Origin of the sequence: Streptomyces sp. NPDC050388, assembly GCF_040655635.1 — a bacterium.
Lineage (GTDB): Bacteria > Actinomycetota > Actinomycetes > Streptomycetales > Streptomycetaceae > Streptomyces.
The window spans coordinates 1-14,115 of the sequence record NZ_JBFAKH010000128.1; the positions used below are offsets into that span (position 1 = coordinate 1).

The window sequence follows — 14,115 nt, forward strand, 5'->3', positions numbered from 1 at the left end:
GCCTGCTGCGGTTGCTCTTACTTCCCACCTGGCACTACTTCCTCTGGAACCTCACGTCCCAGTCTCCAGGTGTCCAACATCAAGGGGAAGCTTCACCCCTGGCCGATTCCCGGATCGGGTCAATCGGATCGCCGTACCCTGACCTCCGACTACACCCTCAGAAGTTGGCCAGGCGGATCTCGTAGCAGTCGCCACACATGTCCATGTCGGGGACGAGTTCGGCGGCCTGGTCACAGAAGATGCAGACGCCTTCGTATGTGGATCCACAGTCGAAGCAAATCCAGGAGTCCTCTCCGGGCGAGCTGGCCAACGGAGTGCTGATCACGGAGTAGGCGCCGCAGCTGCTACAGCCGTTGAGGTCGCCGCCTCCGTCGGTGATGCTGACGTGCTTGCTGGAGCCGATGAACTCCCACGCGGCATCCTCGCCGGTGCCGTACTGCCTCGCGCACAGGAGGCAGGCGAGATCCTGGGCTCCTGCGTCGAGTACGACGGTGAACTGACCGCAGGAGCGGCACGAGGCCGTCGAGCTCTCATAGCCGTCCAACCGACTGCGCAGGGTCTCCATGCGCAGGGCGAGGAAGTCCGTGAGGTGCTTGAAACCGTCGCGTACCTGCTCCATGTGCTGCTCAACCGACCATGCCTCATCGGTCTCGTGGACCTGGGGCAGGATGTCGGTGTTGATGAAGCCGACCAGCAAATCGAGTACGGGAACGGTGCGCGCCTGTACGGCGAGGACCGTGTCCTTCAACCCGAAGTGCATGATCCGGTTGCGGAGGCTGCCCAGGGCCCTGAGGCCAGCGTCCTCCGGATCGATCGTGCTCTCGATCCGCACAGTGTCACGCAGACGTTCGATCGCTGTTTTGACGCCGCAGCTTTTGAAGTCACCGGCCTCGTGCTTGCGCTGGTCGAACAGCTCCACCTTTGTCCACACCAGCGCCGGATCGTGCATCTCCAGCCGGGCCTTCAGCAGCGTCTCAGCCGCAGCCTGGAGGTGCAGGACCGCGTACTTCATATCGCGCGGTCCCGGCTGCCCGTCGTCACCGGACAGTGAGCCGACGGCACTCACCAGGAAGTCGAGGCCGTTGACCAGAGCGGGGAAGTGGAGGTCTGCCGGCTGCTGCCCGGTACCGGTCACCAGCGAACCCCGTACGCCTTGTCGTCTTTCACCCTCATCGCCTTCCCCCTACGTCAGGTGCCGGATTCTCCGGGAAGAGTACCGGCGAAGGGCTGCCCCACCTCCGGGACAGCAGACGTCTGGAATGAGCGAGGGACCCTGCAAGCCCCTCATATGTCACCTGTCCACCTGCATCCTGTCCACCACGCCTCCCCTGATCGCGGTGACCACGCTGGCCAGACATCTGCGCGGGGCAGCACAGTAGTCCTGAGCGACGGATGGGCACGGGGCCTCGACTCTGCACGAGCGGCCCCTTCCGAGCTCTCTGGGGCCAGCCGGAGCATCGACGCCTACTGATCCTCCGGGGGTCGGATGGAATAGCTCCACTCATTAAGTCAGCTGGAGGGGAGTCCGAGTTTGTCGAAGAACGCCCGGTTGCGTTCGGTGGCGGCGTTGACGAGACGGTCGAAGCTCACTACTTCGATGTATGCCTTGCACGGCTCATTGAAACCGAAATAACCCATGCCGTCATGGGTGGGCCGCAGGCCCGCGTATTCGCATCTGTCCACCATCGTCTTCGTGAGGTCCGCGAGGACATAGCAGAAGGCAGGTGCCTCACGCGTCGGGGGGATCGGCCGCCCCAGCGCGGTCTTCACTCCGCCGGCGCGCACACGCTTCACGTACTCCAGGCACTGCTGGATCGGGTCCTTGTCTTCCGAGGCGTCATTGCGCATCGGCCGTTTGACCTCGATCACGACGATGGACGGCAGCGGGAGCGTTCCCCCTTCCGCGGCCAGCACCGGCGAGCCGACGAGCCGAGTCGCGAGCAGGTCGGGCTCCCTCGTCGAATTGGAACCCGTGATCGGCATGCTCTTGAGCGTCTTGTCAGAGGCGAGGTAGTCGTGGAACGCGAGCCTCTCGTCGATGATCCAGAGGTTGGAGGCATCGGTGCCGATCTCGTTCGAGTCGGTCCGCATCGGCATGAGCAGGGAGTGGATCGCGTCCTCCTTGCTGTACCTACCCTGGTCGTCGGACCTGATCTGCCTGGCGAGTACGTCGAGGATCGTTCGTCGGCGCGAGACGTAGGCGGCCAGGTCGGACTGGTTGATGTCGGTCACTGTGTTCAAGTACCGGGCGAGCCGTTCGTCGTAGCCCTCCGGTTGGGCGGAGCCTGCTTCGCCCAGGACGGCGTGGCCCTCGGCCAGCGCGAACGCTTCGAGCTTCTGGAGGTTGCTGTGCAGCAGTAGTTCGAGGTCTTGGTCCTTCATGGACGGATCCACGGATACGCCGAGCTGCTCGAGTCGCGACAGGACGGGCCGGTATCTCGGAGCACGGTTACTGACGAACTCGTGGACCCGGGCCTTGCCCTCCTCGCGTGCTGCGCTGAGCGGCCCGGCGAGGATGCTTTCGACTTCCTTGAGCACGCTCTCCCGGATGTCGTCCATCGACACATCTTCGATCAGTGGGGTGCCCGGCACATGTTCGCTGATGTCGAAGGCCGTACGGTCGGCGCGGACGTGGCTGTCCAGGAAGTCGGAGGACAGGTAGCAGACGTACGTAAACGGGGAGGACTCCGCGTCTTTGAGCCTTCCGTAGAGCCCTGGCACCCTGCTGGTGAGGTTTTCCTCCACCACCACACGGTTCGCAGCACACCAGTACAGCCGTGGCGCGAGATTCCTCGGCGAGGACTTCAGGCGGAGGCTCACCATCTCAAACCTCTCCCCCTTGACCTCGATCGATGTCCTTTGCATGTCGGAGTACACGAAGTCGTGCATGAGGCTATTGAGCGAGACCGCCCCGTCATCGTCTGCCACCGTGATGTCGGGCGCGCCGCCGGGACGCAGGAAGTACCAGATGCAGTGCTCGAATACCTCACGGGCAATGGCCTCGACGGTCTTCAGCGCGCTCTGCTGAAAGGGCCTTTTGAACCCGTCGAGGCTCACGGTCGTGCCGACCTCGGCTGGAGTGTCCGCTTCCCCGTCCGGCTCAACCTCTCCCTGGACGGAGAAGCGGAACTGCCGCCCCTTGAGGCATCCGGCTTCGTCCTCGTAGGCGCTGCGGACCGTGACCCTGTCGAACGCCTTGAGCCAGAGCAGGCGCCCCACACCGCGGCAGCCCATGTCGGCCTTGTGGTCGCTGTCCAGCGTCTCGAACGATGTCATGTTCTCCGGAGTGAAGCCCACTCCGTTGTCCTCGACGCTGAAGCCGACTATGGGCTTCAACGCCGCGCGTCCTGGGCCGACATGGCTGAAGTCGAGTGCTTCCTGCTGGCTGCGCCGGATCCTGATGCTCAGACGACCGGGCTCCATGTCGTCGCCGAACCGGGCGTCGATCGCCTGAATGCCGTTGACCACGGCTTCTAGGAGCGGCAGAAGGGCATGGCTTTTGGGCAGGCTCGTATTCCGGACCCGGCCGGCCAGCGACGTGGTCAGCGCCATCGTCTTCCTCCTCGCTCCAGGCCGCCCACCCTAGCGGCCGGGCTGGAGCAAAGCGTGCTGGGCGGCCGAGGTACCGGCGAAGTGACCTGCTCGCCACGGCCCGCCGCTGAACCTGCAGTCTGCCGCCCACGGCTCCGACTGAATGAGGTTCCCCCGAGATGCGGAGGGTGCTGGCAGAGGGTCAGATGGTTCTCATGAGAGGAACGTCGATCATGGCTGCTCCCAGGAAGTACTCGTTGGAGTTGCGTGAGCGTGCGGTGCGGATGTACCGGACCTCCGACCCGAAGCCCCAGATCAAGCGTCTGGCCATCGAGCTCGGTGTGCATCCCGAAGCCCTGCGTGACTGGATCCGGCAGGCCGAGGCCGATGCCGGCGAGCGGGACGACCGGCTGACCACCGACGAACGCGCCGAGCTCGCCGCGCTGCGCAAGGAGAACGCCCAGCTCAAGCGCGCGAACGAAGTCCTGCGGACGGCCTCGGCTTTTTTCGCGGCGCAACTCGACCCGACCCGACCCGGGTGACGGCGCTCCTCGACGAGCATCCGCACCTGGGAGTCGAGTGCGTCCTGCGGGAACTGCACATCCCTTCCTCGACGTACTACCGGTGGCGTCGCGTCGCGACGGAGCCGTGCGAGCGGCGCCGACGGGACGTCGAGCTGACCGACCGGATTAAGGAGATCCACGCGGACTCCGGCGGGATCTACGGGTCCCCGCGCGTGCACGCCGTCCTCAGGCGCGAAGGCGTGGCCGTGGGCCGCAAGCGGGTGGAGCGATTGATGCGCGAGGCCGATATCGCGGGGGTGAGCCCGCGCCGCAAGGGCTTCACGCGCCGCGATCCCCAGGCCACGCTCGCGCCGGACCTGGTCCGGCGCAACTTCACGGCGAGCGCGCCGAACCGGCTGTGGGTCACCGACCTGACGATGATCACCACCGGTGAGGGACCGCTGTGGCTGTCGGCGATCCGCGACGCCTTCTCCCGCCGGGTGGTGGCCTGGGAGACCTCCGCCCGCGCGGACGCCGACCTGGTCCTGACCACGCTGGAGTACGCCCTCGCGTCCCGCGAGGTCGAACCCGGCAAGCTCATCCACCATGCCGACCACGGCTGTCAGTACACATCGATCAAGCTCACAACTCGGCTGCTGAGGGTGGGAATTGAGGCATCCATGGGCTCTGTCGGGGACAGTTACGATAACGCCCTCGCGGAGAATCTGTGGATGCTGGTCAAGACCGAGGGCCTCCGCGGCCGCACCTTCGCCACCCGGGCCGAGGCAAACCTCGCACTCTTCGAATACATCGACGGCTTCTATAACTCCCGCCGCATCCAGGAACGGCTCGGCTGGCTCAGCCCGATCGAGTTCGAGGAGAAGTACTACGCCGACCGGGCAGCGGCCGAACCAGTGAACCTGAAACCACGTCAACCCACTCTGACCCGCTGATCAGCACCTCCCGCGCAGCGGGGGAACCTCAGAAGCTGCCAAGTGCCTGGCTTGATGTCCCGCCGGCTCGCAGAACCTAACCTGCCCGGCGATCCGCCTGACACCCCATCAGAACGAGCGTCAAACGTGCGTCACGAGCGTCATTTCAGCGTCAAGATATCGCCCGTAACGCCCACACCGCACATAATGCGCACGCACGAAACCGCAGGTCAGGCACCCTTCGCGACCGGTTCAAGGATCGCGACGCACTCCACATGATGCGTCATCGGGAAGATGTCGGCCTGAGTGAGTCACGGAAAAGCCCAGGTCAGAGCAGGTTTTTCGGCTTGCTGTCCCGCGTGCGGGCGCCCAGAGCGTCAACCGAGCGTCACGGCCGGACGAGTAGGCTCCGGCGTCCGTCCTGTTCCACGACCGCTCCTTCGCCTCGGTGACCGGCGGCACGCCAGGCGCGGCCGGCAGCGGGCGCCATCCGGGGATGGCGAGTGTTGTCCGGATCCAGCAGGACGCCGGGGCCGACTCGCGGGACTCCCCGTATCGGTCGGGAGCCGTTCCGGACGGCGGCATCACCTCACCAGGCAGGGCCGCTTGGGGTCGAACTCCCAGCCGGGAACCAGGTGCCGCATCCCCACGGCGTCGTCCCGGGCGCCCAGAGCCTTCGTGCGGTAGAGATCGTGGGCGGCCAGGAGGCGGTCCATGTCGAGTCGTACGCCGAGGCCCGGGGCATCGGGAACGGCGATCTCACCGTCGACGATGCGGGGCGGGGCAACGGTGAGCCGCTCCAGGCCCTCCTGCCATATCCAGTGCGTGTCCAGGGCGTTGTACTCACCCGGTGCCGCGGCTCCGCAGTGGATGACCATCGCCAGCGAGATGTCGAAGTGGTTGTTGGAGTGGCAGCCCCAGGTGAGCCCCATCGCGTTGCACAGCTGCGCCACGCGCACGGAGCCCTGCATCGTCCAGAAGTGCGGGTCGGCCAGCGGGATGGAGACCGACTGCAGGGCGAGGGCGTGGGTCATCTGCCGCCAGTCGGTGGCGATCATGTTGGTCGCGGTGGGCAGGCCGGTGGCGCGGCGGAACTCGGCGAGCACCTCGCGCCCGGAGTAGCCGCCTTCGGCTCCGCAGGGGTCCTCGGCGTAGGCAAGCGTGCCCACCAGTGGCTTGCAGAGTTCGACGGCCTCGCGCAGCGACCAGGCGCCGTTGGGGTCGAGGGTGATGCGGGCCTCGGGGAAACGGGCTTTCAGGGCGCGGACGGCCCGGACCTCTTCGGCACCGCTCAGGACCCCGCCCTTCAGTTTGAAGTCGCGGAAGCCGTAGAGGTCGTGGGTGGCCTCGGCCTGCCGGACGATCGCCTCGGGCGTCAGTGCCTCCTCGTGCCGGATGCAGTACCAGTCGACGTCCGAGTCGCGTGCGCGGTGGTACTCCAGGTCGGTGCGGCCGGGGTCGCCGACGTAGAAGAGGTAGCCCAGGACCCGGACCCTGTCGCGCTGTTGGCCGTCTCCGAGGAGCGCGGCGACCGGCACCTCGAGGTGCTGGCCGAGGAGGTCCAGCAGAGCCGACTCGATGGCGGTGACGGCGTGGACGGTGGTGCGCAGGTCGAAGGTCTGCACACCGCGTCCGCCGGAGTCGCGGTCGACGAAACGGTCCCCGATCTCCCGCAGGACCCGCTTGTAGTCGCCGACCTTCGCGCCGACCACGAGGGACTCCGCGTCCCGCAGGGTCTGTGTGATCTTCTCTCCGCCCGGCACCTCGCCGAGGCCCGTACGTCCCTCGGAGTCCGTCAGGACGACGATGTTGCGCGTGAAGTAGGGGCCGTGGGCACCGGAGAGGTTCAGTTCCATGCAGTCGCGGCCCGCCACGGGGTAGACGGAGAACGCGGTGACGGTCGGCCGGCTTGTGCTCATGCTGTCCTCGGACTCCTTGTACGTGGGTGGGAGAGGGAGCGGGAAGCGGACAAGAGGTCACATACCGATGACCCCCAGGGCCCACTCGCCCGCCAGGACACCGGCCAGGCCGAGGACCGCCAGCACCGTCGTGTACGAGGTGCGGACCTTGATCGCCTGGACGACGGAGAGGTTGAAGTACTCCTTGAACAGCCAGAACCCAGGGTCGTTGACGTGCGAGAAGGCGATGGAGCCGCAGGAGACGGCGAGCACCATCATCTCGGGACTCACTCCGCTTCCGGCGAGCATGGGCAGCACCACACCGGAGGCCGTGACGACGGCGACCGTCGCCGAGCCGAGCGCCACACGGAGGATGACCGCGACGAGCCAGGCGAGGATGATCGGCGAGATCGACTAACTGTCGGTGACGTCCTTGATGTAGTCGGAGATACCGCCTTCGACGAGGACGTTCTTGAAGGCGCCGCCGGCGCCGATCACCAGCAGGATCATCGCCATCGCCTGGGCTGCCGAGGAGCACGAGGAGCTGACGTCCGACAGGCTCCGGCCGATCCTCGGCCCGAACGCCCAGATGGCCAGGATCAGGGTGAGCAGGAGCGCGATCGGCGCCGAGCCGATGAACGCGACCGTGTGCAGGAACGGGGTCTCCCCGGAGACGGCCATGTCGGTCACCGCGGCGCCGGCGATCAGGACGACGGGGAAGAGGGCCACGAACAGCGACCAGCCGAGGCCGGGCATCTCCTCGTCGGTGAACTCGCCTTCGCTGACCAGTCCCTTGGGGATGGAGGGGGACATGGCCTTGACGAACGGCAGGCGCGGCCACAGCAGTGCGATGAACGCGCCGGCCGGGACCGCGATGAACAGTCCGTAGAACAGGGTCAGTCCGACGGAGGCGTGGAAGGTCGCGGCGACGGCGGTGGGACCGGGGTGCGGCGGCAGGAAACTGTGCATGGTGGACAGGGCGATCGACATCGGCAGGCCGACCCACAGCAGGTTCGCGCCGGTGACCCTGACCAGGGTGAAGGCGATGGGCACGATGATGATGAACGCGACCTCGTAGAACATCGTCACGCCGATGAGCATCGAGGTGACGACCATGGCGACCTGGACCCGGCGCGGGCCGAAGGCGTCGAGGAGTTTGCCGGCTATGCGCTGGGCGGCGCCGGAGTCACCCATGACGCGGCCGACCATGGCACCGAGCCCGATGGTCAGCATCGTGTCGCCGACCTGGCCTCCGATGCCGTCCGAGAGGATGTCCGGGATGTCGGCCACCGGGATCCCCTGGACCACGGCGACCCCGACCGCCACCAGCAGGAGGGCCGCGAAGCCGTTCAGCTTCATTCTGGTCATGAGCAGGAGCAGAACCAGAACGCTGATTCCGACTACGACGAGTGGCATGTCAGTTCCCCTTCGAACTGTGGGTCGAGCAGACGTGTGGGCATCACGTGAGTTCGCCACGGTCGTGTGAAGCGGCGGGGCGGATCGTCAGAGCGCGCTACGGTGGTGGCGCCGTAGCGGTCGACGCGGACACGCGGCAGGAACAGGAGGCTTCGCATGAAGAGGTGCGGCGGTCGTGCCTCAGCACCTCCGCACCGGCTGCGCGTCGCCGTCCCGCCACCGGTCTCGCGTCACCACGTCCTGACGGGGACGGCGACCAGCGCTCAGCCGGCAACGGGCCGTCTTCGCCGGACGGGGTGGGTCGCGGCGTCGAAGGTCCCGGCCCGAACCGTTTCCCTGAGGCGGATTGCGCCGACGGGGGCTCGGTGCCGGCGGTCACCCGACTCGTCCTGCCGGATGAGAGCGGACATGATCCATCTCTCCTGAACCTGGGTTGTGCGGCAGCGGCGCCGCGTGGCCCGAGCCACACGACCGGTGGCTGCACCGACCGTAGAGATGGTTTTCATTCACGTCCATGTCAAGTTTTGTTGCGTGCCATACCTTGCTTGAATGACCGCCGTGCGATGTGCAGAGGGAAGGCTTATGTCACACATGCCGCAATAGGGCCTTCAAAGCAGGGTTTTCATTGCCTTTGCGCCACACGATGTTCAGCTCGACGGGCTTCGGGTCCGCCAGGGTCACCGACCGGAAGACGATCCCGCCGAAGCGCATCCGGGCGGCGGACTCGGGCACGAGAGCGATGCCCCAGCCGCCGTTGACCAGGGCGAGGATGCTGTGCACCTGCGCGAGGTACTGGGTGAAGACAGGCCAGACGTGGGCGGCCCGGAAGATGCCGGCCAGCAACTCGTGGAAGTAGCGGGCCTCGATCGGCGAGTACATCAGGAAGTCCTCGCCGGCGAAGTCCTCCATCCGCATCGGTCCCACCTCCGCGGCCGACGGATGCTGAGCAGGAAGCGCCGCCAGCAGCCCTTCGCGCACCACCGTGCGTGCGGTGAGATCGGCTCCCACGGCCGACGGTCGGACCAGCCCGAGGTCGAGCGAGCCTTCCCCGAGCGCCTTCAACTGGTCGCGGGTGACGAGCTCCTGCAGAAGGATCTCCACTCCCGGCAGGGCGGCCCGTGCAGTTTCCAGAAGGCCACCGAGAGCGGAGTAGGCGCTGGCGGCGGTGAACCCGACGGCGATCGCCCCCGCCTCACCGAGGGAGACCCGGCGCACAGCGAGAGCGGCGTGCTCGCTCTGGCGCAGAATCCGGCGAGCCTCGACCAGGAAGGCCCGGCCCGCGGGGGTCAGCCGCACTGAACGGTTCGTGCGGTCCAGCAGTTGCACGCCCAGTTCGCTCTCCAGCAACTGGATCTGTCGACTGAGCGGCGGCTGCGTCATGTTCAGCCGTTCTGCCGCACGGGTGAAGTGCAGTTCCTCCGCGACGGCTACGAAACTGTTCAACTGCGTAAGGGTGAACACTGATGCTCTCCAGGTATCGCGACATCCAAAATCCGTGTTGGACGTGCATCATTCGCGGAGCGTAGCGTCAGCCGTCGACGGGCTGCGACGCTCCCGCGGATCAGCCACACCTCACGTCAGGCGAGGTGTGGCGCCCCCGCTGCCGGCGCCCGCGCATCCTTGCGCGGACAGCGCCGACCTCGGACAGCCGCCCCGCCCGCACCGGCACACCACGTTCCCGGCGGCGCCCGTCCGACCGATCTCCGACCGACGGCTGCGGTGAACACCGCAGCCGGCACCCGACTTCGACCTTCAGGAGCAGTCCCATGGCATCCTTCAGCCCGGCAGAACTCGGCCGCCGTATCGGCTCCGGGCTGCTGTCCTTCCCCGTGACCCACTTCCGCGACGACCTCTCCTTCGACGAGGACGCCTACCGCGAACACATCGTCCGGCTGGGCGAGTACGGCCTCGGCGGTCTCTTCGCCGCCGGCGGCACGGGCGAGTTCTTCTCCCTCACCCCCGCCGAGGTCGAACGCGTCGTCGCCGCCGCCGCAGACAGCGCGCCCGACGGCACGCCGATCCTGGCCCCGGCCGGCTACGGCACCGCGACCGCCGTCGAGTTCGCCGCGGCCGCCGAGCGCGCCGGCGCCGACGGCATCCTGCTCTTCCCGCCCTACCTGACCGAAACCTGCCAGGAGGGCCTGGCCCAGCACGTCGAAACGGTATGCCGCTCCACCTCACTCGGCGTCGTCGTCTACAGCCGCGCCAACGCGATCTACTCCGCCGACACCGTCGCACGCCTCGCCGACACCTGTCCCAACCTCGTCGGCTACAAGGACGGCGTCGGTGACATCGACACCGTGACCCGCATCCACGCCCGTCTCGGGGAGCGCCTCACCTCCATCGGCGGCCTGCCCACCGCCGAGCTGTTCGCCCTGCCCTATCTCCAGCTGGGCGTGACCACGTACTCCTCGGCGATCTTCAACTTCCTGCCCGAGTTCGCCCTGGCCTTCTACGCCGCCGTCCGCGAGCTCCGGCAGGCCGACGTCACGCGGATGCTGTCGGACTTCGTGCTGCCCTACACCGAGATCCGCAACCGCCGGGCCGGGTAAGCGGTCAGCGTGGTCAAGGCCGGTATGACCGCCACCGGTCACAGCGCGGGTCCGGTCCGGCCTCCGCTCACCGATCTGACTCCGCAGGAGCTCGAAGAGCTCACGGCACTGATCGCCAAGCTGCCCGCCACCACGGCAGGGGCTGTCTCCTGATGCTCACCGCACGGGGTCTGGACACGCTCGGGAACGCCGCACCGGCCCACGTCGAGTCGGTACGGCACCACTTCATCGACCGGCTCGCCCCGGCGGACCTCGCCGCCCTCGAACAGATCGCCCGGAGACCGGAACAAGCCGAGGACGATTCCGGCGAGTGACTGGCCCCGCTCGCCGGGGCCCGGGACTCCGGCGCCCCGGCGTGGCCGGCGAACCGGCAATGGCGACCAAGCCGAAGACTCCGGGTCAGGTGCCCTTCCCCACCGGCTCCGGAATCGCCACGCACTCCATGGGTGGTACGGCTCTTCCCACCTGTGAGGCGCCTGGGAAACTTTCTCTCTGGAAGGCTTCCCGGCCCGGTTCCACGAGAGGACGGGCACACGTGCCCGCACGGCGCGGTGAAGCAGGAAGCCCTCGGAAGGGGCAGCCGCCCCAGGCCGGAATCCCTGGACTTCAGGCCAGGGAGCACGTCAAAAAGTCACGAAGCATGAGCTTGACTCTGTCGGGGATCTTGGAGTTTCCCGGTGCGTCACCATGATCAGCGGGCATGCTCGGGGCTGTTTCGAAGATCGAAGCAGTTGTCGAGGTGTCTGTTGTCACTCCGTCCCCGTTCCGGTGAGCAAGTCCCGTCTCTGACCGCGCGGATCGCGCGGGCGAGCAATCCGGGCGGTACGACGGCGATGTGGGTGAGAGACCGCCTTGATGGGCTGTGGGCCGACGAGGACTTCGCGGGCTGGTACCCGCGCGACGGACGCCCCGGTGTCTCGCCCGCTCAGCTGGCCACCGTCTGTGTGCTGCAGTTCCTGCTGAACCTGTCGGACCGGCAGGCGGTGGAAGCGGTTCGCTGCCGGATCGATTTCACATACGCCCTGGCCCTGGAGCTGGACGATCCCGGCTTCCACCACAGCGTGCCGGCTGACTTCCGTGAGCGCCTGGCCCGGGACGACCGCGCCGACCGTCTTCTCGACCTGGCGCTCGCGCGTCTGAAGGAGGCCGGGCTCGTGCGCGAGCGCACCACCCAGCGCACCGACTCCACCCACGTCCTGGCCGCGGTGCGTGACCTGACCCGGCTGGAACTGGTCACCGAGGCGGTCCGTGCCGCGCTGGAGGAAGTGGCCCGCACCGCATCACACCTGCTGACCGGCCTGGTCGACGAGGACTGGGGACTGCGCTACGGCCGCCCGGTCCGCCTGGGCAAGAACCCCACGAGGCCCAAGACCAGGATCCTCGCCGCCGGCAATGATGCCTGCCGGCTGCTAGAGCACCTCCACCAGCACGGACCGGACCGGTTCGGCCCACAGGCCGAGGCGCTGCGACGGATCGTCGTGCAGAACTACTACCGCGACGCGGCAGGGCGCCTGCGCCGGCGCACCGCCGACGACGGCGGCCTGCCACCCTCCTCCTCGGCGATCGTCTCCCCCTACGACACCACGGCGCGCTACGTCCGGCACGGGCACATCATCCGCTGGAAGGGGTTCGCCGCGCATGTCACCGAGACCTGTGCCTCCGGCGGCGTCAACGTGATCACGGACGTGGCCACGACCTCGGCTGCCACGAACGATGCCCAGGCCCTGCCCGGCATCCACAACCGTCTGGCGCGTCGCGGGCTGCTGCCCGCCGAGCACCTGGTCGACGGTGGCTACACCTCCCTGGTCCATCTGGAACGAGCCGAGCGCGAACACCAGGTCACCGTCAGCGGGCCGCTGCCGGGCAACCCCACCCGCCGGCACCGCAGGAACGAAGGCTTCGACCGGGATGACTTCCCCATCGACTTCGACCGTCGGCAGGTCACCTGCCCCCAGGGCCAGCTCAGCGCGGGCTGGCACGGCCCCTACCCGACGTCCTCACCCACCGCCGCCCCGCTGATCGTGGCCCGGTTCACCAAGGGTCAGTGCCGCCCCTGCCCGGCCCGCGCCCACTGCACTACCACCGTCGACAGCGCCCGGACCGTGGGATTTCCCCCACGAGAGCTCCGCGACCTGCAACTCCGCGTCCGCGCCGAGCAGCAGACCCCTGGCTGGAAGGCCCGCTACGCGGTCCGCTCCGGAGTCGAGGGCACCATCAACGAGTTCGCTCACGGACACGGCATGCGCCGCTGCCGCTACCGCGGACAGCCGAAAGCTCACCTGCAACACGTACTCACGGCCATCGCCGTGAACATCGAACGACTCAGCATCCGGCCAGCGGCCGAGGAAGCATCGCCACCGAGACCGCCGACCGCTTTCATGACCTTCCTGGACCATAACGGCCTGCCCCGGCCGAAGTCCTGGAGAACCCTCGGAACCTGAGTCCGACCCACCAAGATCCCCGACAGAGTCAAGCTGAGGCTTCACGGGCCGGGGAGATTCCCAGGCGTCTGCCCGGCGTCCGCATGCCCCGTGAAATCCACCACCGTGACGGCGCCGCTCTATCGGGAGGCCTCATGGGCCCGGGGCCTTACAGGCGTCCGTCACCAGACAGCCCAGAAGCCCAGCTGCGGATTCTGGAACCACCTTCACTACGGATTAGGGGCCTTCGCGACAGGCACCGTCACAGTCTTGACCGCCCCGGCCCGGCGACGGCCACCAGCACCCAAGGCGATCAGGAGAAGGCGACCTTGCCCAGCATCACGCAATCCGCTGCCCCGTGTCACATCCCGGCCGACGCCGCCGAGGAGGTCCTGCCCGGCGTGGACACCCACAAGGACGTTCACGCCGCGGCTGTCATCACCATGCTCGGTGCCGCCCTGGACGGCCGGAGCTTCCCGGCGACCGCGCAGGGATACCGTCAACCCGTCGCCTGGGCATGCTCGTTCGAAGTGGTGCGACGTGCCGGCGTCGAGTGCACCGGCTCCTACGGGGCGGCCCTGGCCCGCCACCTGCACGCCGAGGGAATCGAGGTCACGGAGGTCAACCAGCCGTACAAGGCCGCCCACCGGCGCCACGGCAAGACCGACGCCGTCGACGCCGAGGCCGCCGCCCGCGCCGTGCTGTCCGGGCGGGCCACCGCCACGGCCGAGACGAGCGACGGCCCGGTGGAGATGCTGCGGCTGTTCGAACTCGCCAAGGGATCCGCGATCAAGTCCCGCACCCAGGCCATCAACCAGCTCAAGAGCGTCCTGGTCTGCGCCGACTCCGCCCTGCGCGAGGCC

The 14,115-nt window shown here is 67.6% G+C and carries 11 protein-coding genes and 1 pseudogene; 7 read left to right on the forward strand and 5 right to left on the reverse strand.

Features of this window, described 5'->3' with window-relative positions; all coding sequences use genetic code 11:
- Positions 1–157: 157 nt before the first annotated feature.
- Both AB0I73_RS37545 and AB0I73_RS37550 read right to left on the reverse strand, forming a co-directional pair.
- Entirely contained in the window at positions 158–1,135 is a 978-nt protein-coding gene (locus tag AB0I73_RS37545) for a hypothetical protein (RefSeq protein ID WP_363044903.1), read from the reverse strand.
- A 374-nt stretch (positions 1,136–1,509) separates the two neighbouring features.
- Positions 1,510–3,552: an ATP-binding protein gene (locus AB0I73_RS37550; protein WP_363044904.1), complete on the reverse strand. Its 2,043-nt coding sequence runs from the start codon at positions 3,550–3,552 to the stop codon at positions 1,510–1,512.
- 212 nt (positions 3,553–3,764) lie between these two features.
- On the opposite strand from AB0I73_RS37550, the gene AB0I73_RS37555 reads away from it, so the two are divergent.
- Together AB0I73_RS37555 and AB0I73_RS37560 are read left to right on the forward strand one after the other, a co-directional pair.
- Entirely contained in the window at positions 3,765–4,073 is a 309-nt protein-coding gene (locus tag AB0I73_RS37555; RefSeq protein WP_363044905.1) for a transposase, read from the forward strand.
- The gene (locus AB0I73_RS37560) at positions 4,070–4,987 is read left to right on the forward strand and encodes an IS3 family transposase (RefSeq protein WP_363044906.1); all 918 of its coding nucleotides are present in this window, start codon (positions 4,070–4,072) and stop codon (positions 4,985–4,987) included. The genes AB0I73_RS37555 and AB0I73_RS37560 overlap by 4 nt, the downstream gene beginning before the upstream one ends.
- 563 nt (positions 4,988–5,550) lie before the next feature.
- On the opposite strand, the gene AB0I73_RS37565 is transcribed toward AB0I73_RS37560, so the two are convergent.
- The 3 genes and pseudogenes from AB0I73_RS37565 to AB0I73_RS37575 all read right to left on the reverse strand — a co-directional run bounded on the left by AB0I73_RS37565 (position 5,551) and on the right by AB0I73_RS37575 (position 9,741).
- Positions 5,551–6,885 carry an enolase C-terminal domain-like protein gene (locus AB0I73_RS37565; protein WP_363044907.1) on the reverse strand — a complete coding sequence of 445 codons (1,335 nt, stop codon included), beginning with the start codon at positions 6,883–6,885 and terminating at the stop codon, positions 5,551–5,553.
- 57 nt (positions 6,886–6,942) lie between these two features.
- Positions 6,943–8,280: pseudogene (locus tag AB0I73_RS37570) on the reverse strand (gluconate:H+ symporter).
- A gap of 585 nt (positions 8,281–8,865) precedes the next feature.
- Entirely contained in the window at positions 8,866–9,741 is an 876-nt protein-coding gene (locus AB0I73_RS37575) for a LysR substrate-binding domain-containing protein (RefSeq protein ID WP_363044908.1), read from the reverse strand.
- 305 nt (positions 9,742–10,046) lie between these two features.
- Between AB0I73_RS37575 and AB0I73_RS37580 the strand changes: the two genes are divergently transcribed.
- The 5 genes from AB0I73_RS37580 to AB0I73_RS37600 all read left to right on the forward strand — a co-directional run.
- On the forward strand, positions 10,047–10,832 hold the full coding sequence (locus tag AB0I73_RS37580; protein ID WP_363044909.1) for a 5-dehydro-4-deoxyglucarate dehydratase: 786 nt from the start codon (positions 10,047–10,049) through the stop codon (positions 10,830–10,832).
- 24 nt (positions 10,833–10,856) lie between these two features.
- Positions 10,857–10,985 carry a hypothetical protein gene (locus tag AB0I73_RS37585; RefSeq protein ID WP_363044910.1) on the forward strand — a complete coding sequence of 43 codons (129 nt, stop codon included), beginning with the start codon at positions 10,857–10,859 and terminating at the stop codon, positions 10,983–10,985.
- Positions 10,985–11,146 (forward strand): hypothetical protein, encoded by a 162-nt coding sequence (locus AB0I73_RS37590; protein WP_219933714.1) that lies wholly within the window; start codon positions 10,985–10,987, stop codon positions 11,144–11,146. Before AB0I73_RS37585 ends, AB0I73_RS37590 begins: the two co-directional genes overlap by 1 nt.
- 432 nt (positions 11,147–11,578) lie before the next feature.
- A complete protein-coding gene (locus AB0I73_RS37595; protein WP_363044911.1) occupies positions 11,579–13,273 on the forward strand; it encodes an IS1182 family transposase in 1,695 nt (564 codons plus the stop codon).
- A 308-nt stretch (positions 13,274–13,581) separates the two neighbouring features.
- A partial coding sequence (locus AB0I73_RS37600; RefSeq protein ID WP_363044912.1) for a transposase occupies positions 13,582–14,115 on the forward strand: 534 nt, incomplete at its 3' end.